The 21,040-nt window shown below is 72.4% G+C and carries 22 protein-coding genes; 12 read left to right on the top strand and 10 right to left on the bottom strand.

The window, feature by feature from the left end; translation table 11 throughout:
- Positions 1 to 329: 329 nt before the first annotated feature.
- From I6J71_RS15260 to I6J71_RS15245, 4 genes are all read right to left on the bottom strand, one after another.
- A complete protein-coding gene (locus I6J71_RS15260) occupies positions 330 to 1,148 on the bottom strand; it encodes a hypothetical protein (RefSeq protein ID WP_204095315.1) in 819 nt (272 codons plus the stop codon).
- A 107-nt stretch (positions 1,149 to 1,255) separates the two neighbouring features.
- Positions 1,256 to 2,779, bottom strand: coding sequence for a CehA/McbA family metallohydrolase (locus I6J71_RS15255; protein WP_204095314.1), 1,524 nt, complete (start codon positions 2,777 to 2,779; stop codon positions 1,256 to 1,258).
- 112 nt (positions 2,780 to 2,891) lie between these two features.
- Positions 2,892 to 3,614: an SRPBCC domain-containing protein gene (locus I6J71_RS15250; RefSeq protein WP_204095313.1), complete on the bottom strand. Its 723-nt coding sequence runs from the start codon at positions 3,612 to 3,614 to the stop codon at positions 2,892 to 2,894.
- 72 nt (positions 3,615 to 3,686) lie between these two features.
- Positions 3,687 to 4,136: an Lrp/AsnC family transcriptional regulator gene (locus I6J71_RS15245; RefSeq protein WP_204095312.1), complete on the bottom strand. Its 450-nt coding sequence runs from the start codon at positions 4,134 to 4,136 to the stop codon at positions 3,687 to 3,689.
- A 94-nt stretch (positions 4,137 to 4,230) separates the two neighbouring features.
- Here I6J71_RS15245 and I6J71_RS15240 point away from each other — a divergent pair, with 94 nt between their 5' ends.
- The gene (locus I6J71_RS15240) at positions 4,231 to 5,088 is read left to right on the top strand and encodes an LLM class flavin-dependent oxidoreductase (protein ID WP_204095311.1); all 858 of its coding nucleotides are present in this window, start codon (positions 4,231 to 4,233) and stop codon (positions 5,086 to 5,088) included.
- Entirely contained in the window at positions 5,085 to 5,501 is a 417-nt protein-coding gene (locus I6J71_RS15235; protein WP_204095310.1) for a nucleoside deaminase, read from the top strand. Before I6J71_RS15240 ends, I6J71_RS15235 begins: the two co-directional genes overlap by 4 nt.
- 29 nt (positions 5,502 to 5,530) lie before the next feature.
- On the opposite strand, the gene I6J71_RS15230 is transcribed toward I6J71_RS15235, so the two are convergent.
- Positions 5,531 to 5,692 (bottom strand): hypothetical protein, encoded by a 162-nt coding sequence (locus tag I6J71_RS15230; RefSeq protein WP_204095309.1) that lies wholly within the window; start codon positions 5,690 to 5,692, stop codon positions 5,531 to 5,533.
- Between the two features lie 166 nt (positions 5,693 to 5,858).
- On the opposite strand from I6J71_RS15230, the gene I6J71_RS15225 reads away from it, so the two are divergent.
- The gene (locus I6J71_RS15225) at positions 5,859 to 6,374 is read left to right on the top strand and encodes a 2'-5' RNA ligase family protein (RefSeq protein ID WP_239154838.1); all 516 of its coding nucleotides are present in this window, start codon (positions 5,859 to 5,861) and stop codon (positions 6,372 to 6,374) included.
- On the opposite strand, the gene I6J71_RS48180 is transcribed toward I6J71_RS15225, so the two are convergent.
- Positions 6,316 to 6,618: a hypothetical protein gene (locus I6J71_RS48180; protein ID WP_239154836.1), complete on the bottom strand. Its 303-nt coding sequence runs from the start codon at positions 6,616 to 6,618 to the stop codon at positions 6,316 to 6,318. The two genes, I6J71_RS15225 and I6J71_RS48180, sit on opposite strands and share 59 nt — an antisense overlap.
- Before the next feature lie 314 nt (positions 6,619 to 6,932).
- Here I6J71_RS48180 and I6J71_RS48175 point away from each other — a divergent pair, with 314 nt between their 5' ends.
- Positions 6,933 to 7,205: a hypothetical protein gene (locus I6J71_RS48175; protein ID WP_239154834.1), complete on the top strand. Its 273-nt coding sequence runs from the start codon at positions 6,933 to 6,935 to the stop codon at positions 7,203 to 7,205.
- 180 nt (positions 7,206 to 7,385) lie between these two features.
- Here I6J71_RS48175 and I6J71_RS48170 read toward each other — a convergent pair whose 3' ends face one another.
- From I6J71_RS48170 to I6J71_RS15210, 3 genes are read right to left on the bottom strand one after another with little or no spacing between them, the layout of a single operon-like run.
- A complete protein-coding gene (locus I6J71_RS48170; RefSeq protein ID WP_239154832.1) occupies positions 7,386 to 7,532 on the bottom strand; it encodes a hypothetical protein in 147 nt (48 codons plus the stop codon).
- Entirely contained in the window at positions 7,529 to 7,969 is a 441-nt protein-coding gene (locus I6J71_RS15215; RefSeq protein ID WP_239154830.1) for an ImmA/IrrE family metallo-endopeptidase, read from the bottom strand. The genes I6J71_RS48170 and I6J71_RS15215 overlap by 4 nt, the downstream gene beginning before the upstream one ends.
- 2 nt (positions 7,970 to 7,971) lie before the next feature.
- Positions 7,972 to 8,460 (bottom strand): helix-turn-helix transcriptional regulator, encoded by a 489-nt coding sequence (locus tag I6J71_RS15210; protein WP_239154828.1) that lies wholly within the window; start codon positions 8,458 to 8,460, stop codon positions 7,972 to 7,974.
- 270 nt (positions 8,461 to 8,730) lie between these two features.
- Here I6J71_RS15210 and I6J71_RS15205 point away from each other — a divergent pair, with 270 nt between their 5' ends.
- Positions 8,731 to 9,675, top strand: coding sequence for an NAD(P)-dependent oxidoreductase (locus I6J71_RS15205; protein ID WP_204095307.1), 945 nt, complete (start codon positions 8,731 to 8,733; stop codon positions 9,673 to 9,675).
- The gene (locus I6J71_RS15200; RefSeq protein WP_204095306.1) at positions 9,672 to 11,846 is read left to right on the top strand and encodes a glycosyltransferase family 2 protein; all 2,175 of its coding nucleotides are present in this window, start codon (positions 9,672 to 9,674) and stop codon (positions 11,844 to 11,846) included. Before I6J71_RS15205 ends, I6J71_RS15200 begins: the two co-directional genes overlap by 4 nt.
- Here the strand turns inward: I6J71_RS15200 and I6J71_RS15195 are convergent.
- Positions 11,776 to 12,282 (bottom strand): GtrA family protein, encoded by a 507-nt coding sequence (locus tag I6J71_RS15195; protein ID WP_204095305.1) that lies wholly within the window; start codon positions 12,280 to 12,282, stop codon positions 11,776 to 11,778. The two genes, I6J71_RS15200 and I6J71_RS15195, sit on opposite strands and share 71 nt — an antisense overlap.
- Positions 12,283 to 12,463: 181 nt before the next feature.
- On the opposite strand from I6J71_RS15195, the gene I6J71_RS15190 reads away from it, so the two are divergent.
- The 6 genes from I6J71_RS15190 to I6J71_RS15165 all read left to right on the top strand — a co-directional run bounded on the left by I6J71_RS15190 (position 12,464) and on the right by I6J71_RS15165 (position 21,017).
- Positions 12,464 to 13,618, top strand: coding sequence for an NAD-dependent epimerase/dehydratase family protein (locus tag I6J71_RS15190; protein WP_204095304.1), 1,155 nt, complete (start codon positions 12,464 to 12,466; stop codon positions 13,616 to 13,618).
- A 168-nt stretch (positions 13,619 to 13,786) separates the two neighbouring features.
- On the top strand, positions 13,787 to 15,100 hold the full coding sequence (locus I6J71_RS15185; protein ID WP_204095303.1) for an SWIM zinc finger family protein: 1,314 nt from the start codon (positions 13,787 to 13,789) through the stop codon (positions 15,098 to 15,100).
- A 49-nt stretch (positions 15,101 to 15,149) separates the two neighbouring features.
- On the top strand, positions 15,150 to 16,592 hold the full coding sequence (locus I6J71_RS15180; protein WP_204095302.1) for a DUF5691 domain-containing protein: 1,443 nt from the start codon (positions 15,150 to 15,152) through the stop codon (positions 16,590 to 16,592).
- A complete protein-coding gene (locus tag I6J71_RS15175; RefSeq protein WP_204095301.1) occupies positions 16,589 to 17,674 on the top strand; it encodes an AAA family ATPase in 1,086 nt (361 codons plus the stop codon). The genes I6J71_RS15180 and I6J71_RS15175 overlap by 4 nt, the downstream gene beginning before the upstream one ends.
- Positions 17,671 to 19,851, top strand: coding sequence for a DUF5682 family protein (locus tag I6J71_RS15170; RefSeq protein ID WP_204095300.1), 2,181 nt, complete (start codon positions 17,671 to 17,673; stop codon positions 19,849 to 19,851). The genes I6J71_RS15175 and I6J71_RS15170 overlap by 4 nt, the downstream gene beginning before the upstream one ends.
- The gene (locus I6J71_RS15165; protein ID WP_204095299.1) at positions 19,848 to 21,017 is read left to right on the top strand and encodes a VWA domain-containing protein; all 1,170 of its coding nucleotides are present in this window, start codon (positions 19,848 to 19,850) and stop codon (positions 21,015 to 21,017) included. Before I6J71_RS15170 ends, I6J71_RS15165 begins: the two co-directional genes overlap by 4 nt.
- The last annotated feature ends 23 nt before the right edge of the window (positions 21,018 to 21,040 follow it).

The following is a 21,040-nucleotide window of genomic DNA, read 5'->3' as shown; positions in this document are numbered from 1 at the left end:
GCAGCCCCACGGTGTCAGGGCCGATCATGACGCCGTTGCAGCGTCACTTGGCGCGGGCGGAGATGGTCGAGCGCCGGTGGATGGACGAGCACGGCACGATGCACATGGAGTTCGAGACCCCCGGAGCAAGGCGCGGCGACGCAGGCGTGGGCCGCGATCTCACCGCAGCTGGCCGGCCTCGGTGGGCTCTCCTGCGAAGACTGTGACGTCGCGGAGGGCAACGACGTCACGGGGGCTGCGGCGCGGTCGTAGCGGGTGTCCGCGGAGCTGACGGGCGTGGACGCCTTCGCGCGCTGACCGTCCGGAGCAGACACTGTCCGAAGTGGACGCTACTGGGAGGTCGGCGGCGTGGCGGGCACTTGGTGCAGCGAGAGGTTCTGTCCGGCGTTCGGATCGACGGCCCAGGCGCCGGACTCCGCGGTCCAGCTCTGGCCGGCGAAGCTGACCTTGTCGACGCCCACCGTGCGGGCGCGGGCGACCAGCCAGGTGCTGATGGCCCAGCCCTGGGCGGCCGGGTGGGCGCCGCTGAGGCGGGCGGTGCCCAGTTCGGCCGTGGCGGTCTTCACGAGGTCCGCGGTGGCCGGGCCGACGGTGATGTTGCGGCAGGTCAGTGCGGCCGGGTACTGCCCGGTCAGCGCGGCCGCCGCGGCGCGGGCCTGGGGTTCCCACTGCGCGTAGGCGTCGGGGGCGGCGGAGCGCTGCACGGACTGTGCCGCCTCCGTGATGGGCATCGCCTCCCAGCCGTCGAGCTTCACGAGCTTTTCGTAGAACGCCGTCGACGCGTAGACGGGATCCTGCAGCTGCGCCGGTGTGCCCCAGCCCTGGCTGGGGCGTTGCTGGAACAGCCCCACGGAGTCGCGGTCACCACCGCTGAGGTTGCGCAGTTTGGACTCCTGCAGCGCCGTCGCGAGGGCGACGGTCACGGCGTGCGCCGGCAGGCCCTCCTTCGACGCGACCGCGGCGATCGTCGCGGCGTTGCTCATCTGGTCGGGCTGCAGCGTGAACTGCGTGGGCTCCGACTGGTCACCCTGCTGCGGCACCGTGACCGTGCAGCCGGGCGTGGCGATCTTGCCGCTGTTCGACAGCACGACCACCACGACGACCACGACCGCGAGCACCACGACGACGGCCAGGATCGCCGCCTTCACGCCGCACCCGCGCACCCGTCCTCCCCCCACCCTTCGCTCAGCTCTCCGGACAATTCTGCCCGGAGGGCAGGTTTGGTGAGCGTGTGGGTGAGGGAGGACGGCCGGCGTCACTTGCCGTCGGCGGCGCCCAGGAAGATCGGGTTCGACATCGCCACCATGGCGTTCGGCGTGGTGGTGTTGGGGCCACCCGACGGACGGCGCACCTCGACGCGCACCCACCGGCTGTAACGCGGGTAGGTGGTCCACGTCGCGGTCGCGGTGCCGCTCGCGGGCACCGTCTCGGTGTGCTCCGGGCCGAGCTGGTCGAGGAACGTGACCGTGGTGCCCGGCGCGCCGCTGACCGTCGCGCTGACCGTGACCGGCGTGCCGGTACCCGCGGTGAGCCGCTCGCCGATGCCGGCGCTGCGCCCGCCGCCGGACACGCCGAACTCGAGGTTCACGTCCTTCGACTCGGCCAGCCAGCTGCGGCCGGCCTTGAGGCCCGCCAGCAGGTCGGCGCGACCCAGGCTCTTCGCCTGCACCACGGTGTGCGGCAGGGCCACGACCTGGTCCGGGTTGTGCGCGTCGGAGTCGCCGATCGCCGGGATCCAGCGGCCGCCGCGCAGCAGGCCGTCCCAGTGCGTGACGCTGGCCTCGTCGTCGGCCGTCCACGGGCCGTTCCACACCTCGACGAGGTCCGCGATCTCGTACGCGAACTCGTAGGTGCAGCCGAAGCAGTTGGCGAACGGGTGGGCCGCGGTGACCAGGCCGCCGGCGCGGTGCACCTGGTCGGTGAAGTGCCGGAAGTCCGCCGCGTCGGACGCGCGGTAGCGCCAGTCGATCCAGGTACCTGCGGGCAGGCCGATCGCCGGCCAGTGGCCCGAGCGCGTGGTGACCTCTTCGCCGTTGAGGATCAGCAGGTCGTCGGTGGCGTAGTCACCCCAGATGAGCTGCGAGCTCTTGGTGTTGTGGTCGGTGGAGACGATGAAGTCGAGACCGGCCGCGCGTGCGTCGGCGACGAGCTGGTCCGGCGTGCGCCGGCCGTCGGAGTGGACGGTGTGCAGATGGCAGTCGCCGCGGTACCACGACTGGCCGCGCTGGCGAGCCGGCGCGGTTTCCGGCGCCGGGTTCGGCTTGAACGGTGCGTCGTCCGGGCCGAACGTGAGCGTGATGTCGACGCGGTAGTTCATGCCCTGTGGCGCCACGGTGTAGGGGCCGAGGATCACGTGCCAGCGGCCCTGCTTGATGGGGCCGGCGACGTAGCCGGGCGTGGCCTCCGACGCGCTGATCGAGAAGCGGTCGCGGAATCCGCCGGACCAGCCGCGGAAGCCGCGCGAGTTGCCGAGGTCGTGGCCCTCCGGCCCGAACATGCCGATGTCGCAGGCGTTCCCGCGCGTCCCGGCCGGCACGGCCGGTCTGTCGTAGGAGTACACCACGTCGATCTGCTTGACCCCGCGCGGCACATCGACCGGCAGGTAGTACCAGTCCGGCACGTCGGGCTTGAAGGTGCCCGTGACCGTCTTGGTCTGCCGCGACGTGCCGGGCGCGGGAGCCGCGAACGCGACGCCGGGCAGCATGCCCATCGCCGCCCCCGCCGCCACGGCACCGCTCACGCGCAACAAGTTACGCCGGCTGAGATCCCCAGTGGGCATGCGTACCTCCGCATAGGTCCGAAGTCGGCCCGACGCTAGGCGAGGCCGCGCACGCCCGGCAACGACGCGCGGATGAACACTCGGCGGCCGGATCGGACGCTCGTCCGTCGGCTCAGGCTCCTTCGCCGGAGCCGAAAACCCCGGCCAGCCAGGTGGTCCAGTCCTCTTCGGTGCCGCCGGCGCCGGCTGCGAAGTCGTGCACCGCGGCGGCGACCGGCCAGCCCCAGGCATCTCGGCCGTAGACGCGGAAGAGGGCGCTGTCCGTGCGGATGCCGAGGAACCGGTCGGTGCGGTAGTCGACGACCCCGGCCAGCGTCACCGGTCCGTTCGCGACCACCTGCTCACCGACGGCGGCGTTCCCGGCGCCGAGCGCGTGACACACCGCGTCGAAGCCGCCCTCGGTGGAATACCCGGGCGCCTGCGCCGAGACGTACGTCGCGTCACGGCCGGCGAAACAGCGGACGTATTCGGTGAGCGAGTGGTAGTAGAACTTGGTGTGGTGCAGGCACGAGTCGAGCTGCACTTCGTGGTCATCGCCGAGCACCGTGCGGTGCGTGTAGTGCAGCCGCGTGCCGGTGCGCACGGGCTCCAAGTCGTAGTCGAGCTGGTTGAACCACCCGCGGCCACCCTCGGCGCGCGTCACGAACCGCCGCGCGGGGTCCCACTCGAGCACGGTCCCGCCGTTCGCAGTCAGCCCTCGCTCGGCGCCACCGCGGCGCGGTTCGTACGTGCTCTGCCAGAGCCAGCTGCGGGTGCGGTTCGTGAACGCGTCCCACACCTGCTCCGGGCTGCCGGCCAGCACGCCGTCCCAAGTCACTTCGATTGCCCGGCCCATGTCGGCTCCTTCGGTCGCTTCGTCGCTTCCGAAGACGCGTCGAACGAGCCCAGCGGGATTCGACGCCCCTGCTCAGGCGGGTTTGCGCGGTCCCCGGTACGGCAGCGTCTGGCTGTAGACGACGTTCGTGGTCGTGCTGCCGAACTGCGCCAGCTCGCCCATCAGCTGTTCCAAGTGCGCCATGGACGTGGCGGCGACTTTGAGCGTGTAGCAGTCGTCGCCGGTGGTGCGCAGGCATTCGAGCAGTTCGGTCTGCTCAGCCAGCAGCGCGCGCAGCGGCTCGTGGCGGTTGCCGGGGAACTTCAGGCGCACGACGGCGAGCACGGCGTACCCGGCCTTGCCCAGGTCCACCTCGGCCCGGTACCCGGTGATCACCCCGAGCGCTTCGAGGCGGCGCACGCGTTCGGTGGTCGCCGAAGCGCTGAGGCTGACGCGTTTGCCGAGCTCGGTGAGCGGCAGCCGGCCGTCCGTCTGGAGCTCGGCGAGGATCGCCCAGTCGGTGTCGTCGAGAGTTTCGGCCATATCGGCAATTTACCGGCGGATCCACGGCGAAGCGGCCGATACGCCGGGAGTAGTCCCTTCCGGGTACCGGCTCCGCACGGATAGCGTTGGCGCCGTGCGACTCGGCGTGAACATCCCCAACTTCGGCCCGGGCACCGACCCCGGTGTGGTGCGGGCGTGGGCGCAGACGAGCGAGGGCCTCGGCTACGACCTGCTCATGGTGTCGGACCACCTCGTGGTCACCAACGACGTCGCCCGGCAGTACCCGGCCCCGTTCTACGAGCCGTTCACCACGCTGGCGTGGCTGGCGGGTGCGACGAGCCGCGCGCGACTGGGCACGACCGTGCTGATCGTCCCCTACCGGCACCCGCTGGTGACCGCGCGGATGGCGGCGAACCTCGCAGACCTCAGCGGCGGGCGGTTCGTGCTCGGCGTCGGGGTCGGCTGGGCGCGCGAGGAGTTCGCCGCACTGGGTGTGCCGTTCGAGCGCCGGGGCGCGCTCACGGACGAGTACCTGGGCGTCATCCGCACGGCGTGGGCCGAGGAGGGCGACTACCGCGCCGGCGGGGTGCCCGTGTGGGTCGGCGGCACGAGCGACGCAGCGCTGCGCCGGGCCGTGAACTTCGGCGACGCGTGGCACCCGCTGCGGTTCCGGCCGGCGTGGCTGCGCGAGACGCTGCCGAAGCTGCGGGAGCACGCCGGGGCCGCGGGCAAACCGGCGCCCGCGTTCGCGCCGCGGATCCTGCTGCGGATCACCGGCGAACCACCCGCCGACCGCCGCATGGGCGAGGGCACCGTCGAGCAGGTCGCGGGCGATCTGGCGGAGTTGCGCTCGCTGGGCGCCGAAGACGTGGTGCTCGATCCGTTCTCGGGAGACCCTGAGGAGACCCGGCGGCCGTCGGCGGCCTGGAGGGCGCTCGCGGCCGTCGCGGACGCCTGGACACAGCATTCCCGCGAAAGGGGACCACGATGATCGAGGCTCTGCTCCGCCGTGCCATCGAACTGGCCGCCACGGGGCGCGCGAGCGGCAACCCGCCGTTCGGCTCGCTGCTGGCCGCCGCCGACGGGCGGGTGCTGCTGGAGGAGTGGAACACGACGATCACCGACCGCGACATCACCGCGCACCCGGAGCTCAAGCTCGCGCGCTGGGCGGCGCGCGAGCTGACCCCCGAGCAGGCCGCGGTGACGACGATGTACACGAGCTGCCAGCCGTGCGGGATGTGCACGGGCGCAATCGAACGTTCAGGACTGGGGACGGTGGTCTACGCCTTGTCGACCGAACAGCTGAACGGCCTCAAACCCCCCGCCGCGGCCGCCGGTTTCACCCTGCAGGGTCCGGCTCTGTTCGGCGAAGCAAGGCTCCCCGTCGACGGTTATTACCGCTGAATTTCATTTCGGCGACACCACGGCGAATATCAGCCGCGGGTGGTGATCAATTCCCTTTCCGCCGCACCCCGGCCGGCCTCCCGGCGCACCGGAACACAGGCCAGGAGCAGGAAAGCCGCCACGACGCCCAGGAGCACGTGGCCGGCGACGGCACACAATCCGCACAATGCGGTCCATAGGACGATCTTCATCCACCGAGTGTAGATCCGGGCCGGGAATACGGCGGAAAACTTGGGGAAGACTTAGGGTTCCCATTCGAGTGAGCCCGAAACAGAGATCAGCCTCGATTCCGGCGGGTGAAGCAACCGGGCCGGGAGCGCGGGGATCGACGGATGCGGGAAGATCACGTTCGTGCCCGTGATCGGAACCAGTGCGCTCGTGGTCGAACTCCCCGCCGCGGCGGGGTTGCTGGAGGTGGCCGCGGCGGTGAACCCGGGCCTGGTGCGGCCGGGCTTGCCGCCGCACGTGACGGCGTTGTACCCGTTCCTGCCGGACGAGCTGCTCGACGAGGACGTCGACGCGGCGGTGGCCGAACTGGCCACGCGGCACGAGGTCACCGACGTGCCGCTCACGGACCTGGTCGTCACCGGCGGGTTCGTCGCCGTCTCGGCGCCCGCGCTGCAACCCCTGGCCGACGCGGCGTGCGATCGCTGGCCGGACGTCCGGCCCTACGGCGGGCGGTTCGGGCCGCACCCGCCCGCCCACGTCTCCCTCGCGCTGGGTGGGTCGGAGGCGGAGAACGCCGAGGTGGCAGAGCGCGGCCGGACCCTGCTCCCCCTGATCGGCCGCGCCGAGGCGCTGCACCTGATCGTGCTCACCGAGCGGGGCTGGCAGCTCCGCCTGACCGCGCCCCTCGCACCGCCCGCGCGATAGCCCGCAGCCGCACCACGTCGGCGGCGAACGCGGTGCCGGCCGGGGCGTCCGCGACGTCCTCCGCCGGCACGGCCCCCGCGAGCACCTCCGCCGCCGCGGCCGGGGACGCCGAGGGCGGGATGCCGGCGAGCAGCAAGCCGTCGTTGATCTCGCTCATCACCGTCAGCAGCCGTTCCCGCCCGGTTTCGCCGGCGCGCCCGAGGCGGACGACGTCGGGGAACCGCACGACGAGGTGCTCGCGCAACGGCCGCAGCTCGCGGCGGGTCCGGGCTGACCCTGCCCGCGCGGCCGGCCGCCGGCAGCGCGGGCAGGGTCAGCCCGACGACGGTGAGCAGCACCGACATCACCGGGAACCCGACGCTCAGCGCGCAGTCCACCGTCGAGAACGCGCCATGGCAGACCCGGGCCACCGGGCGCTCGGCGGTGACGTCGGCGACGAGGTCCGCGACTTTCCCCGCCAGGTAAGCGATCGCGAACACGCAGGCCACGAGCACGATTCCGAGCCCGGCTCGCAGCGCACCGGTCCCCGCGCGCAACGCCCCCGCCGACACGATCGCGATGTCCACCACCGCGAAGCCCAGGTACAGCGTGTACACGACGATGTATGCGACGAGCGCCGGATTGGTCCGGTACAGCTCGTCGAACAGGCCGATGCCCGTCGGCAGCCCGCGCGTCGAGAAGAACGCCACCACGAGCACGACGAGCGCCACCGCCAGGGCGGCGAGCCGGCTGCGCCGCCGACGGCCGGCGATCTCCGCGACCGTCGCCTCGATGCCGTACGCGGCCACCATCGTCGCGAGGTTCGACAGCAGCCGCCCGAGGCTGGGGTAGAGCCGGCTTTCCACCGCCTGCGCGCAGTCGGCCAGCAGGAACAGCGCGACGCCGAGTGCGAGCAGGCTCGTCGCGAGCCCCGCGCCCGCGCCGGTGCGCCGGGCCCGCACGGCCCGCCAGGCCCCGGCGGCCACGGCGACGAGCCCGACCCCGAAGAACAGCGCGTCGATCATCCGGCGGCTACCCGAGCGGCGTCGCGAGCCGCCGCGCGCGCTCGGCCGAGCGGCCGGACGCACCGGGTTTCATCGGTTCGGCCCCGGCCGTCGCGGCGCTCATCAGCAGCACGGCCATGAGCTCGGCCTTGTATTCGTCCGCGTCCGTCGTCACACGCGTGAGCAGGTGCGACAGCGTGTGCGCGCTGAGGTCGGGCGCCAGCGCCGCCGCCCCGCATCCGACACCAGGCACACCCCGCGGTGCTCGCACAGCAGGTGCCCGAGCTCGTGCGCGATGATGTGGCCCTGGTGCATCGGCGAGGTGCCCGCCGTGTACGCGATGAGCTCGTAGTCCTCGCGCCGCTGCCAGGCGCCCGAGGGCCGGCCCGGTGCGTAGTCCACGGCCATCAGGTCGATGTCCCGGCGGCGGCGGCGCTCCAGCCGGTCGATCCACGCGTTCATCGACCACGGGCACCGCGGCGGCACGTCGCGCAGCACGTCGCGCATTCGGATGCGGGCCCCCGCTCGCAGGCTCGGGTCGATGACCCCTCCCGGTGCGCTCGGCGGCTGGACCAGCCGGGTGCACCGCGGTGCCCCGGCGAAGATCAGCATAGCTATTCGGGTTTGCGCCCGCGGCGGGAGCGCTCGCGCCCGGCGTCGTAGCTTTCCAGCTGGTCCACCAGCGCCGAAACGGTTTCCCGGTCGCGCTCCGAGAGCCGCATCGCGCGTTCGGCGAGGTTGCGGGCTTCGGTGTCGCGCCACGCGACGACGTCCGCGATCTGCCCGTCGACGCGCTCGGCCACGTCGTCGTCGAAGAAGTAGGTGACAGGCACGCCGAAGAAGCGCGCCAGCGCCTGGATGTGCGAACGCTTCGGGTCGCGCCGGGCGCCGACGGCGAGCTGCTGCACGTGGGTGGCCGACATGCTCACGCCGGTCAGGTCTGCCACGCCCTGCGCGATCTCGCGGTAGGAGTAGGGCTTGCGGTCCGGCGGGTGCACGGTGGCGATCAGGTGCACCAGCCGCTCGGCGAAGCCGGTCTCCCCGGCCCCGTCCGCCGCGTCAGTCGTGTGCGCCGTCTCCGGTGTGTCCGGCGTCCCGGTCATCAGGGCCCCCAACCGTTCTCCACTCGTGACAGCCCCGAGCATATCTGTCACGAAAACTTGACACCTTCCGTCCCGTGAACGATACACTCCGCGCCGAGGGACGTCGCGAAAACGGGACGGGCGCCCGTGTGTGGTCACTGGGAGTGGTCATACGCGGGCGCTGCGAGCGGGCGGACCTACCGGACATCCCGGGACCGATCACCCGCGCGCCGCAGCAGCGGCCCTCGTCCGCTGTCCGTGCTCACAGGCTGCGGAGGTAGGTTGTGCGCCATGGTGCTGGAGAACGGTCCTGAAAGGACACCTGTCGTCGTCACCGGTGGAAGCGGCTTCATCGGCCGCGCGGCCGTCCGCGAGCTGCGTGAGCGCGGCTACCCCGTCACCGTCGTGGACCAGGTGCCGTATGCGACCGAAGACCAGGGCGTGCGCGTGGTCACGGGCGACCTGCGCGACGCCGCGGTGCGCGAAGCCGCCGTCACTCCGGGTACGGGCGCCATCGTCCACCTCGCAGCGCTCACCTCGGTGCTGAAGTCGGTCGAACTGCCGGAAGACACCTACCAGGAGAACGTCGCGGTGACGCACGGGTTGCTGGAGCTCGCGCGGCAGCGCGAGGTGCAGACCTTCGTGCTGGCCTCGACCAACGCCGTGATCGGCGACGTCGGCACGGCCACCATCACCCTGGACCTGCCCACCCGGCCGCTCACGCCCTACGGCGCCACGAAAGCCGCGTGCGAGATGCTGCTGTCGGGTTACTCCGGCGCCTACGGCATGACCACGTGCGCCCTGCGGTTCACCAACGTCTACGGCCCGGGCATGTCGCACAAGGACAGCTTCGTGCCGCGCATGATGCGCGCCGCGATGGCGGGCGAAGGCGTGCGCGTGTACGGCACGGGAGAGCAGCGCCGCGACCTCGTGCACGTGGACGACGTGGTGCGCGCGATCGCGCTGGCGCTCGAAAGCGGTTACAGCGGGCGGGCGATCGTCGGTGCGGGCCACTCGGTGTCCGTGCTGGAGATGGTCCAGACCGTGCGCGAGGTGACGGGCGCCGAACTGCCGGTGGAGCACGTGCCCGCTCCGCAGGGCGAGATGCCCGCGGTCGTCGTCGACGTGTCGGCTAGTGCCGCGACGATCGGCTTCACCCCGGCGATCTCACTCGCCGACGGCCTCGCCACGGCCTGGAAGTACTTCTCGGATCTGGACCTGAAAGCGACCCCGTGAGCTCGTTCCTCCGCCGCCACGCCTTCCTGCTCGTGCTGCTCGTCGCGGGCACCGTGCTGCGGGTCCTCACCTGGGTGGCCTACCGGCCGGCCCTGCTGTACATCGACTCGTACCGCTACCTCGACAACCTGCACGCGCTGCGCGCCGACCAGCTCAACCCCATCGGCTACGACCTGATCCTGCGGCCGCTGCTGGCCGTGGGCGGGCTTTCGTGGGTGGCGGCCGTGCAGCACGTCGGCGGGCTGGCCATCGCGGTGGGGATCTACGCTCTCGCCCGGCGCCTCGGCGCGCGCCGGTGGGTCTCGGCGCTGGCGACGGCGCCGATCCTGCTCGACGCGTACCAGCTGCAGATCGAGCAGAACATCATGTCCGAGGTGCTGTTCGAGGCGCTGCTGCTCGGGCTGCTGTGGATCCTGCTGGCGAAGGGCGCGCCGAACTGGCGGCGGATCGCGCTCGCGGGGTTCGTGGTCGGCTTCGCCGTGCTGGTGCGGCTGATCGGGGTCGCGCTCGCGGTGCCGTTCCTGCTGTACGTGCTCAGCGCGGACAGCGCGTGGCGCACGTGGCGGGGCTGGCGCAACGCCGGCATCGGCGTGCTCGCGATGCTCGTGGTCATCGTGCCCTACGCGGCGGAAGTCAAGGCGCAGACCGGGAAGTGGGGGCTGACGGGCCCGTCGGGCAGCATGCTCTACGGGCGCACCGCGGCCGTCGCGGACTGTGCGAACCTGCACCTCTCGCCCGAACTGCAGGTGTTCTGCCCCGCCGAACCGCAGCCGCTTCGGCTCGTGGACAACTACACGCACGCCGACCTCGACCCGGCGTGGCCGGGCCCGCTGCCGCCCGGCGCCGACCGGACCGCGCTCGCGCGCGAGTTTTCGATGGCCGTGCTGAAGGTGCAGTGGTGGGATGTCGCGAAGGCCATCCTGGGCGACTTCTCCAAGAGCTTCCAGTTCACCCGCGCCACGGCGATCAACGACGTGCCGATCGACCGCTGGCAGTTCCAGCAGACGTACCCGGAGTGGAACGAACCGCCCGACATCGCGATGATCACGCAGCAGTACGACGGCGTGAACCCGAGCGTGACCGAGCCGATCGCCACGTTCCTGCGCGACTACCAGATCCGCGGCGGGTTCGTGCCGGGCGCCGTACTGGGCTTCTTCGCGCTGCTGGGGCTGCTCACCGCGCTGCGACGCAAGAAACCGCGCGACAAGGCGCGCAGCGGTGCGCTTTTCGCCGCCGGCACCGGGCTGTTCCTACTCTTCGCATCGGCGGTGTTCGAATTCTCGTGGCGCTACCAGCTCCCCGCGCTCGTGCTGCTGCCGGTCGCCGGTGCGCTCGGCTTCACCACGCTCACCGCGGCCAGCCGGCGGCGCCTCGCCGCGTACCCGGACGCGACGGACCACGGCGCCGTCAAGGACTTCGACGACCGGCACCCGGGCGCCGAGCTGTCCGAGCTGACCGTGGTGATCGCGGCTTACAACGAAGCGGGCGGGATCGGCCAGGTGCTCGAGAAGATGCCCGACGAATGCCTCGGCCTGCCGGTCGACGTGCTCGTGGTCGTCGACGGCGGCACCGACGACACGGCGGCGATCGCCGAGAAGCACGGCGCGTACGTGTGCGTCGCGCCGACGAACCGGGGCCAGGGCGCGGCTTTGCGCCTCGGTTACCACCTCGCGGCCCGGCACGGCGCGCGCTACGTCGTCACCACCGACGGCGACGGCCAGTACGACAACAGCGAAATGGCCGAACTGGTCGCACCTCTGCTCGACGGCACCGCCGACTTCGTCACGGGTTCGCGCCGGCTGGGCCACGAAGAGGCCGACAGCCGCGTGCGCTGGCTCGGCGTGCGCGTGTTCGCGTGCCTGGCTTCGGTGCTCACGTGGCGCAAGATCACCGACACGTCGTTCGGTTTCCGGTCGATGCGCTCGGAACTCGCCTGCGCGGTCCCGCTCAACGAACCGCAGTACCAGTCATCGGAACTGCTGCTGGGGGTCACGGCGCGCGGCGCCCGGGTGCTCGAGCGGCCGATGAGCATGCGGTTGCGCAAGGCCGGCAAGAGCAAGAAGGGCGGCAGCGTCGTCTACGGCGCGAACTACGCCCGGGTCATGACCGGGACGTGGTGGCGGGGATACGTGCTGCGCCGCGGGCGAACACGAAGCGGTCGAGCATCGTGAACTTCACCAGGAACACCAGCGCGTAACTGAACACGTACGCTCCGTCGATCAGCACGACCCACCAGACGTGCGGCAGGGCCAGCGGCGCGAGCAGGTGGCCGGTCAGCGTGGTCAGGCCCACGGACGCGAGCCCACCGAGCGAGATGACGACGACGTAGGGCAGCAGTTCCCGGCCCACCTCGGGGCGGCCGCGCCGGCCCCAGACCCAGCGGCGGGTGAGGAAGAAGTTCAGCACCGCGCCCGCGGCGAACGCGAACGCACTGGCCAGCCACGGCGCGCCGCCGAGCGCGAGCACCGTCAGCAACGCCGCCTGGCTGAGCAGGGTCGCCGCGACCGAACTGGTGGCCGCGCGGAAGAACCTGCCGAGGAGGCGACGCCGGGGCCGGGGTGATTCCTCTGTCGTGCGAGGTTTCACCGGGTTGGTTACCGTCGTCATGACCCCCAGTTTCCCCCCGGGCCGATCGGCCTGCCGTCCGGCCCCCCGACGCACAGAAGATTCACAGCTGTCTGCCAGGTGATCATCAGCACCTGGTCGATAGGTTCGGACGTGTTCAAGGCGTCATGTACAAAGAGGAATCAGCGTGCTTGTCGCGTAAACGATACGGAAAGGCTCCTCAATGCGAGTGCTGGTTCTCGGCGGTGACGGCTACCTCGGCTGGCCCACGGCGTTGCACTTGTCGGACAAAGGCCACGAAGTGGCTGTTCTGGACAACTACGCCCGTCGGAAGTACGACGAAGAACTCCAAGCCGAAAGTCTCGTCCCCATCGAAGACCTGCCCACCCGGGTCGCGGCGTGGGAGGAGGTTTCGGGCAAGAAGCTCACCGTGTTCGAGGGTGACCTGTGCGACGCCGAGTTCACCTACTCGGCCGTGCGCGACTTCGCGCCCGACACGATCGTGCACTTCGCCGAGCAGCGGTCCGCTCCCTACTCGATGATCGACCGCGAGCACGCTGTCTACACCCAGCAGAACAACGTCGTCGGCAACCTGAACGTGCTCTACGCGATCGCCGAGATCAACCCGGACATCCACCTGGTGAAGCTCGGCACCATGGGCGAGTACGGCACGCCCAACATCGACATCGAAGAGGGCTGGCTCGAGGTCGAGCACAACGGCCGCAAGGACCGCGTGCTCTACCCGAAGAAGCCGGGCTCCTTCTACCACCTCTCGAAGGTGCACGACTCCCACAACATCGAGTTCGCGTGCCGGATCTGGGACCTGCGGGCCACCGACCTCAACCAGGGTGTCGTGTACGGCCAGCAGACCCCGCAGACCGCGCTCGACCCGCGCCTGGCGACCCGGTTCGACTACGACGCGGTGTTCGGCACCGTGCTCAACCGCTTCGTCATCCAGGCGGTGCTGGGCCAGCCGCTGACCGTGTACGGCAAGGGCGGGCAGACGCGCGGCCTGCTCGACATCCGCGACACCGTGGAGTGCATCCGGCTCGCCGTGGAGAACCCGGCCGACCGCGGCGAGTTCCGCGTGTTCAACCAGATGACCGAGAGCTACTCGGTGGCGAAGATCGCCGAGATCGTGGCGAACACCTTCCCCGGCCCGGTCCAGATCGAGAACCTGGACAACCCGCGGGTGGAGCAGGCCGAGCACTACTACAACGTGAAGCACACCGGCCTCGTGGAGCTGGGTCTGCAGCCGCACCTGCTGTCGGACACGCTCATCGAGTCGCTGTTCGACATCGTCGGCTCGAACAAGCACCGCGTGAACGACGAGCGCCTGCGCCCGACCGTTCGCTGGCGCGGTGCGATCAAGTCCTGACGCGCTTGCTCCCGCACGCTGAAAACGCCGGGCCGCTCCCCTGCGGCCCGGCGTTTTTGTGCGTTTTTCAGCGGGGCGCCGGTGCGGGCGGAAACTGTCGGTGGCGGATGAGATGCTTTTCCGGTCAGCCCCGCCAGGGGTCGGAAAACCGGAAGCGGCAAGGAAAACGTGGCCGAACAGGTGGCAGCGCGCTGGGACCCCGGGCGGGTCGCCGGACTGGCGCCGGACCCGGCGTCGGCCAAGGCTGGGCGCGGGCTCGCGACGCCGGCGAAGTGGTCGCGCACCGGCGCGTCGGCGCGCGCGGTGTGGGGTGCGTGCCAGGGCAGTGGCGCGAAGCCGTACCAGACGGCGGTGGAGCTGGCCGGGCCCGCTTTCCGGTGCTCGTGTCCCAGCAGGAAGTTCCCGTGCAAGCACGCACTGGGCCTGTTGCTGCTGTGGTCGGCGGGGCAGGTACCCGACGCCGCGGACGAACCCGACCACGTGCGGGCCTGGCTCGACGAGCGCTCCGCGCGGGTGGCGCGCACCGAGCGGAAGACCGACGGGCCGAAGGACCTCGAAGCCGCGGCGAAGCGCGCGCAGGAACGGCTCGCGCGCGTCACGGCAGGAGCGGCCGAGCTGCGCGGCTGGCTCACCGACCGCGTCGGCGCCGGGTTCGCCGGCTTCGAACGCGGCGGTGGAGACGAACTGCGCGCGGTCGCCGCGCGAATGGTCGACGCGCAGGCACCGGGGCTGGCGAGCGGCCTGCGGCGCGCGTCCGGGCTGATCGGCCGTGGCCGCGACTGGCCGGGTGAGCTGCTGGCCGAACTGGCGCTGCTCTACGTGCTCGCCGGGGCGGCGGCGCGGCTGGACGAGCTGCCGGCTGGGCTGGCCGACACGGTGCGCTCGCGCGTGGGCTTCCCGGCGGGCACGGCGCAGGTGCTGGAGTCGGGCGAGCGCGTGGCCGACCAGTGGCTCGTGGCCGGTGCCGTCGACGAGGAGCAGGACGCGTTGCGCAGCCGCCGCACGTGGCTGCGCGGGCGCAACTCCGGCCGCGTGGCGCTCGTCCTGTCGTTCGCCCCGCCCGGGCGGCCGCTCGACAGCTCACTGCCGCCCGGTTACGTCGTGCCGGGTGAACTCGCCTTCTACCCGGGGGCGCTGCCGTTGCGGGCGCTCGTAGCCGACCGCACCGAAGCCGTGCCCACCCCGGCTCCGCGCGGCGACACCGTCGCGGGCGCCTTGGCCGCGCACGCCGCCGCGCTCGCCGCGGACCCGTGGCTGGACCGCTGGCCGGTGCTCCTGTCCGACCTCACCCCGGCCCGTCACCCCGACGGCTGGGCCCTGTCCGATGTGGACGGTGCCGCGCTGCCCCTGCTGCCCTCGGCCGATCCCTGGCCGCTGCTCGCCCTCGCCGCCGACCACCCCGTGACACTCGCCGCGGAGCTCACGTCCGCCGGCTTGCGTCCACTCACGTGCTGGCACCAGAACGGTGTGGTGCGCCTGTGACTGTGCTCCCCCGGCCATCGCGCGAAGAACTCCGGACGGCGGTCGTCCGATGAAGGCATGGGAAGACCTCGTCGGCACCGCGCTGCTCGGCACCCGGCGCCGCGCCCTCGATCCGTCCGGGCTCCCGGACGCGGTGCGCGCCGTGGCGCGTGGACCCGGAGACCAGGCCGACGCCGTGCTCACCACGGCGGCGCTGCTCACCAACTACCGGCGCGCGGGTCGGCAACCGCTGACCGGCATCCGCCGGGAAGAGCCGGCGAAACCGGACGCACGACCGTTCGTGCCGCCACTGGCGCGGGAACGGCTGGCGCGGCTGGTGCACACCAACCGCCCGGAACTGCTGGAGGAGTGGCTGCAGACTGCGGCGCGCAGAGGTTTCCGCGTGGCGCCCGAGCAGATCCCGGTGCTGGCCGACGCCGCGCGGGCGCGGGTGGCGCTGCGCGCACCGCTGGCGGAGCTGGCGGGGCCGGTCGGTGCGTGGCTGGGCGAGCGCAACTCCGACTGGGCGTTCCTCGTCGCGGTGGCGGACGACGCCGGGGACGACGCGTGGCAGTACGGCACGCCGGCGCAGCGGCAGGCATGGCTCGAGCGCGCGCTGGCGAAGGAGCCGGCGGCCGCGCGGGAGGCGCTGACGGCCACGTGGCGCAGCGAGCCGGCGGACCTGCGGGCGACGTTCCTCACGCTGTTGGGCGGGCACCTGACCCCGGACGACGAGCGGTTCCTCGACGCGGCGCTCGGCGATCGCGCGGCCGCCGTGCGGGACACGGCCGTGCGGCTGCTGGGCGCGTTGCCGGGCACCGGGTTCGGCGAGCGGATGGCGGCGCGCCTGCGCCAGTGCGTCACCGTGCGGCAGCGGTCGCGGCGAGCGGGCGTCCTGGTCTTCACCCCGCCCGGAGCCGACGAAACGCTGGTGCGCGACGGCGTCCGCGTGCCCCACGGGCCGGGCCAGGACACGGCGCGGCTGCGGGCGATCGTCGCCGCGACTCCCCTGGCGTTCTGGGCGGAGTTCGGCACACCGGCCGATCTCGTGGGCCTGCTCGTGGAGGGCGCGCCGCTGGCGGTCATCCGGGAGAGCTGGGCCACGGCGGCGATCCGGCAGCGCGACGAAGCGTGGGCGCAGGCGCTCGTCGAAGCCGAACCCGGCAGCCGGGGCACGGCCGCTCTGATCGGGGTGCTGCCACCGGCGAAGCAGGCCGCCACCGTCGCGAAACTGGCGCGGGGCCTCAAGATCGAGGCGCTCACGCGCCTGATCCTCGACCTGCCGCAGCCGTGGCCCGAAGAGCTGGGCCGCGTGCTGCTCGACTGGGTCGCCGCGCAGCAGGACCACCGGCTGGTGGCCCACGCCGCCGCGCTCATCGCCAAAGCCGTGCCACCCGCGTGCCTGCGCCACCGCCTGACCGCGATCCCGCACCCCGGCGAGGCCGCCCCGTGGCGGCGGGGTGTCGCCGAAACCCTGACCTTCCGCCGCGAAATGCACGAGGAGCTCTCATGACGCCCGCAGTCCTCCGGCCCCACGCCGAGCAGGAGTACGCCGCCGAACTCGCCGCGCTCGCCGCGGCCGACGACCGGGCGAAGCCGCCTTCGTGGCACCTGTCGCCGTGGGCGGTGGTCACGTACCTGCTGGGCGGCACGCTGCCCGACGGCACCGAGATCACCCCGAAGTACGTGGGCCCGCGCCGGCTCATCGAGGTCGCCGTCGCCACGCTCGCCACCGACCGCGCGCTGCTGCTGCTCGGCGTGCCGGGCACTGCGAAGACGTGGGTCTCCGAGCACCTCTCGGCGGCCGTCAGCGGCGACTCGACCCTGCTCGTGCAGGGCACGGCGGGCACGGCCGAGGAACAGATCCGCTACGGCTGGAACTACGCGCGCCTGATCGCCGAAGGTCCGAGCGACCGCGCGCTCGTGGAGAGCCCGATCCTGCGCGCGATGCGCGACGGCAAGGTCGCCCGGCTCGAGGAGCTCACGCGCATCCCGGCCGACGTGCAGGACTCGCTGATCACGATCCTGTCGGAGAAGACCCTGCCGATCCCCGAGCTCGGCACGGAGGTGCAGGCGCGGCCCGGGTTCACGCTCGTCGCCACGGCGAACAACCGCGACAAGGGGGTGAACGAGCTGTCGAGCGCGTTGCGCCGCCGGTTCAACACCGTCGTGCTGCCGCTGCCGGACACCGCCGACGCCGAGGTGGAGATCGTCAGCCGCCGCGTCGCCCAGCTGGGTGCGTCGCTGGCGCTGCCCGCGGAAGCCGTGGAGCTCAACGAGATCCGCCGCGTGGTCACGGTGTTCCGCGAGCTGCGCGCGGGCCGGACCGAGGACGGGCGCACGGCCGTGAAGACGCCGTCGGGCACGCTCTCGACGGCCGAGGCGATCAGCGTGCTCACCGGTGGGCTCGCGCTGGCCGCGCACTTCGGCGACGGGGTGCTGCGCGCGCAGGACGTCGCGGCGGGCATCCACGGGGCTGTCGTGAAGGACCCGGTCGCCGACCGCGCGATCTGGATCGAGTACCTCGAGACCGTGGTGCGCGAACGCGACGGCTGGGCCGACTTCTACCGCGCGGGGCAGGAGATCAGCGGATGACCACCACCCACCTGCTCGGGATCCGGCACCACGGGCCGGGTTCGGCGCGGGCGGTGGTCAGGCGGCTCGCCGAGCTGCAGCCCGATGTGGTGCTCATCGAGGGCCCGCCGGAAGCCGACAACCTTGTGGACTTCGCCGCCGACAAGGATCTGCGGCCACCGGTCGCGCTGCTCGCGTACGCGGCCGACGACGTGTCCCGCGCGGCGTTCTGGCCCTTCGCGGTGTTCAGCCCCGAGTGGCAAGCACTGCGGTGGGCCACGGAGGAGGGCGTGCCGGTGCGCTTTTGCGACCTGCCGGCCGCACACCAGTTCGCGGCCGGCGGCGAGGCTCGCGTGCCGCGCGCCGATCCGCTCGCGGAGCTCGCCGCCGCCGGCGGGTACGACGACCCGGAACGCTGGTGGGACGACGTCATCGAATCGCGGCGCGGCGCCGAATCGCCGTTCGAAGTGATCGCCGACGCGATGACCGCGTTGCGCGAGGGCGAACAGCCGACGGATCCGCACGAGCAGCGCCGCGAGGCCTACATGCGCGGCGTGCTGCGCAAGACCCGCAAGGACGGCTTCGAACGCATCGCCGTCGTGTGCGGGGCGTGGCACGTGCCCGCGCTGGCCGACCCGCTGCCGCCGGCGAGCCGCGACCAGACCGTCCTCAAAGGACTCCCGAAGCGCAAGGTGGTGTGCACGTGGGTGCCGTGGACCCACGGCCGGCTCGCCACGGCCAGCGGCTACGGCGCGGGCGTGCGCTCCCCCGGCTGGTACCACCACCTGTTCACCACGGCCGACGACGTCACCACGCGCTGGCTCACCGCCGTCGCGGGCGTGCTGCGCGAGGAGGACCTGCCGGTTTCGACCGCGCACGTGATCGAAGCCGTGCGGCTCGCCGAAACGCTGGCGGCGCTGCGCGGGCGGTCCTCGGCCGGGCTGGCGGAGGTCGACGCGACGACGCGCGCGGTGCTGTGCGCGGGCGACGACGTGCAGGCGGACCTCGTCACGCGCCGGCTCGTCGTGGGCGAGCTTCTCGGTGAGGTGCCCGAGAGCGTCCCGCAGGCGCCACTGGCGGCCGACCTGGTCGCGACCGCGCGGCGGCTGCGGCTCAAACGCGAGCCGGCCACGCGCGAGCTCGATCTCGACCTGCGCACCGCCGGCGGGCTCGAGCGGTCGCGGCTGCTGCACCGGCTCCTGATGCTCGACATCCCCTGGGGGCTGCCGGAGGACTCGGCCGTGCGCAGCAAGGGCACGTTCCGCGAGACGTGGACGCTGAGCTGGGAGCCGGAGTACGAAGTCGACCTGATCGCCGCCGGTGTGCACGGCACCACCGTGCCGTCGGCCGCGGCCGCGCGGGTGCGGGAAGTGATGGCGAGCGATCCCCCGATGGCCGACATCACCACGGCGGTCGAAGGGTGCCTGCTGGGTGACCTCGGCGACGCCTTGCCCGACGTGCTCGGGGCGCTCGACGCGAGGGCGGCCGTGACCGACGTCGCCGAACTGATGGCCGCGTTGCCGCCGCTGGCGCGCGCGACGCGCTACGGCGACGTCCGCGGCACGGACACCGACCGGCTGCGCGAGGTCGCGGACCGCATGCTCATGCGGGTGTGCGCCGGCCTGCCGCCGGCGACCCACGGCATCGACGAAGAAGCAGCCGCGAAGTTCTGCGAGCTGGTCGGCGACGTCCACGAAGCCACCACGCTGCTCGGCGACGCGGCGCGGGAGCGCTGGCTGGTCGCGCTGGAGAGGCTGTCCGGGCTCGATTCGCTGCCGCCGCTGCTGGCCGGGCGCGTCGCGCGGCTGCTGCACGACGCCGACCGGTTCGACAGCGCGGAGGTCGAGCTGCGCCTCGGCCGCGCACTCACCCCGGGTATTCCGCCGGTGAGCGGCGCGGCCTACGTGGAAGGCTTCTTCGCGGGCGGGGCGCTCCTGCTCGTGCACGACGAACGCATGCTGCGCGTGGTCGACACCTGGCTCGGCACGATCCCGCCCGACGTGTTCACCGAAGTGCTGCCCCTGCTGCGGCGCACCTTCGGCGCCTTCGCCGGCCCGGAGAAGCGCGCCATCGGGGAACGCGCGGCCACGTTGTCCGGCAAGGCGCCGGTGGACCGCCGGCCCGCCGCCGAGGTGGACGAAACCCGCGCGGAGAGCGCGCTGCCCGTCCTCGCGACCCTGATCGGAGCCCCGTCATGACGCAGGCGAACGACCCCGACCGGCTCCGCCGCTGGCGGCTCGTGCTCGGCGGTGGCAGCGGCGCGGAGGGCACCGGGTTCCCACTGTCCGAAGAGGACGGTTCCGTGGACGGCGTGCTGGCGGCGCTGTACGACCAGCGCGAAGAGCCCCGCAGCGGCGACCGGCGCGGCGGCGGCCTGGGCGCGTCGGCGCCGCGGGTGGCCCGGTGGCTGGGCGACATCCGCCGGTACTTCCCCGGGTCCGTGGTCCAGGTGATGCAGCGCGACGCCGTCGACCGGCTGGGACTCACACGCATGCTGATGGAACCGGAGCTGCTGAGCGCCGTCGAACCGGACGTGCACCTCGTCGGCACTCTGCTGTCGCTGAACGGTGTGCTGCCCGAGGAGACGAAGGAAACCGCACGTTCGGTGGTGCGCACGGTCGTCGCCGAGCTCGAGGCGCGGCTGGCCGAGCCGACGCGTGCGGCGGTGCGCGGGGCGCTCGACCGCGCGGCACGCGCGCAACGCCCGCGCGCCGCGGACATCGACTGGGGCCGCACCGTGCACGCGAACCTGAAGCACTACTCCCCCGAGCTGAAGACCATCGTGCCCGAGAAGCTCGTCGGCTTCGGGCGGCGGCAGCACAGCGTGCAGCGCGAGGTGATCCTCGCCGTCGACCAGTCCGGGTCGATGGCCGAGTCGGTGGTGTACTCCGGTCTGTTCGGCGCCGTGCTGGCGTCGATGCGGGCGCTGAGCACGAAGTTCGTCGCGTTCGACACGGCCGTCGTCGACCTCACCGAGCACCTCGACGACCCCGTCGACCTCCTCTTCGGCACCCAGCTCGGCGGCGGCACGGACATCAACCGCGCGCTGACCTACTGCCAGCAGCTCGTCGAGCGCCCCGAGCAGACGCTGCTGGTGCTCATCAGCGACCTGTACGAGGGCGGCGTGCGCGAGGAGCTGCTGCGCCGCGTCGGCGAACTGGTCGGCTCGGGTGTGCAGGTCGTCACCCTGCTCGCCCTGTCCGACTCGGGCGCACCCTTCTACGACCACGACAACGCGGCCGCCCTGGCCGAGCTCGGCGTGCCGGCCTTCGCCTGCACCCCCGACCTCTTCCCGGACCTCATGGCCGCGGCGCTGCGCCGCGACGACCTGGGCCGCTGGGCCTCGACCGCCCTCGGGGATTAAACCGACCGGTCATGCTGTTGAAG

Origin of the sequence: Amycolatopsis sp. FDAARGOS 1241, from assembly GCF_016889705.1 — a bacterium.
Lineage (GTDB): Bacteria > Actinomycetota > Actinomycetes > Mycobacteriales > Pseudonocardiaceae > Amycolatopsis.
Note: the sequence above shows the minus strand (reverse complement) of the source record. Positions and strands in the feature narration are given on the sequence as shown.

Coding starts and splice junctions, on each gene's coding strand:
- I6J71_RS15170 (WP_204095300.1), top strand. CDS start 17,671: ATGACCACCACCCACCTGCTCGGGATCCGGCACCACGGGCCGGGTTCG.
- I6J71_RS15235 (WP_204095310.1), top strand. CDS start 5,085: ATGATCGAGGCTCTGCTCCGCCGTGCCATCGAACTGGCCGCCACGGGG.
- I6J71_RS15245 (WP_204095312.1), bottom strand. CDS start 4,136: ATGGCCGAAACTCTCGACGACACCGACTGGGCGATCCTCGCCGAGCTC.
- I6J71_RS15190 (WP_204095304.1), top strand. CDS start 12,464: ATGCGAGTGCTGGTTCTCGGCGGTGACGGCTACCTCGGCTGGCCCACG.
- I6J71_RS15195 (WP_204095305.1), bottom strand. CDS start 12,282: ATGACGACGGTAACCAACCCGGTGAAACCTCGCACGACAGAGGAATCA.
- I6J71_RS15215 (WP_239154830.1), bottom strand. CDS start 7,969: ATGCTGATCTTCGCCGGGGCACCGCGGTGCACCCGGCTGGTCCAGCCG.
- I6J71_RS15230 (WP_204095309.1), bottom strand. CDS start 5,692: ATGAAGATCGTCCTATGGACCGCATTGTGCGGATTGTGTGCCGTCGCC.
- I6J71_RS15165 (WP_204095299.1), top strand. CDS start 19,848: ATGACGCAGGCGAACGACCCCGACCGGCTCCGCCGCTGGCGGCTCGTG.
- I6J71_RS48175 (WP_239154834.1), top strand. CDS start 6,933: ATGTCCACCACCGCGAAGCCCAGGTACAGCGTGTACACGACGATGTAT.
- I6J71_RS15210 (WP_239154828.1), bottom strand. CDS start 8,460: ATGACCGGGACGCCGGACACACCGGAGACGGCGCACACGACTGACGCG.
- I6J71_RS15255 (WP_204095314.1), bottom strand. CDS start 2,779: ATGCCCACTGGGGATCTCAGCCGGCGTAACTTGTTGCGCGTGAGCGGT.
- I6J71_RS15180 (WP_204095302.1), top strand. CDS start 15,150: ATGAAGGCATGGGAAGACCTCGTCGGCACCGCGCTGCTCGGCACCCGG.
- I6J71_RS15175 (WP_204095301.1), top strand. CDS start 16,589: ATGACGCCCGCAGTCCTCCGGCCCCACGCCGAGCAGGAGTACGCCGCC.
- I6J71_RS15205 (WP_204095307.1), top strand. CDS start 8,731: ATGGTGCTGGAGAACGGTCCTGAAAGGACACCTGTCGTCGTCACCGGT.
- I6J71_RS15250 (WP_204095313.1), bottom strand. CDS start 3,614: ATGGGCCGGGCAATCGAAGTGACTTGGGACGGCGTGCTGGCCGGCAGC.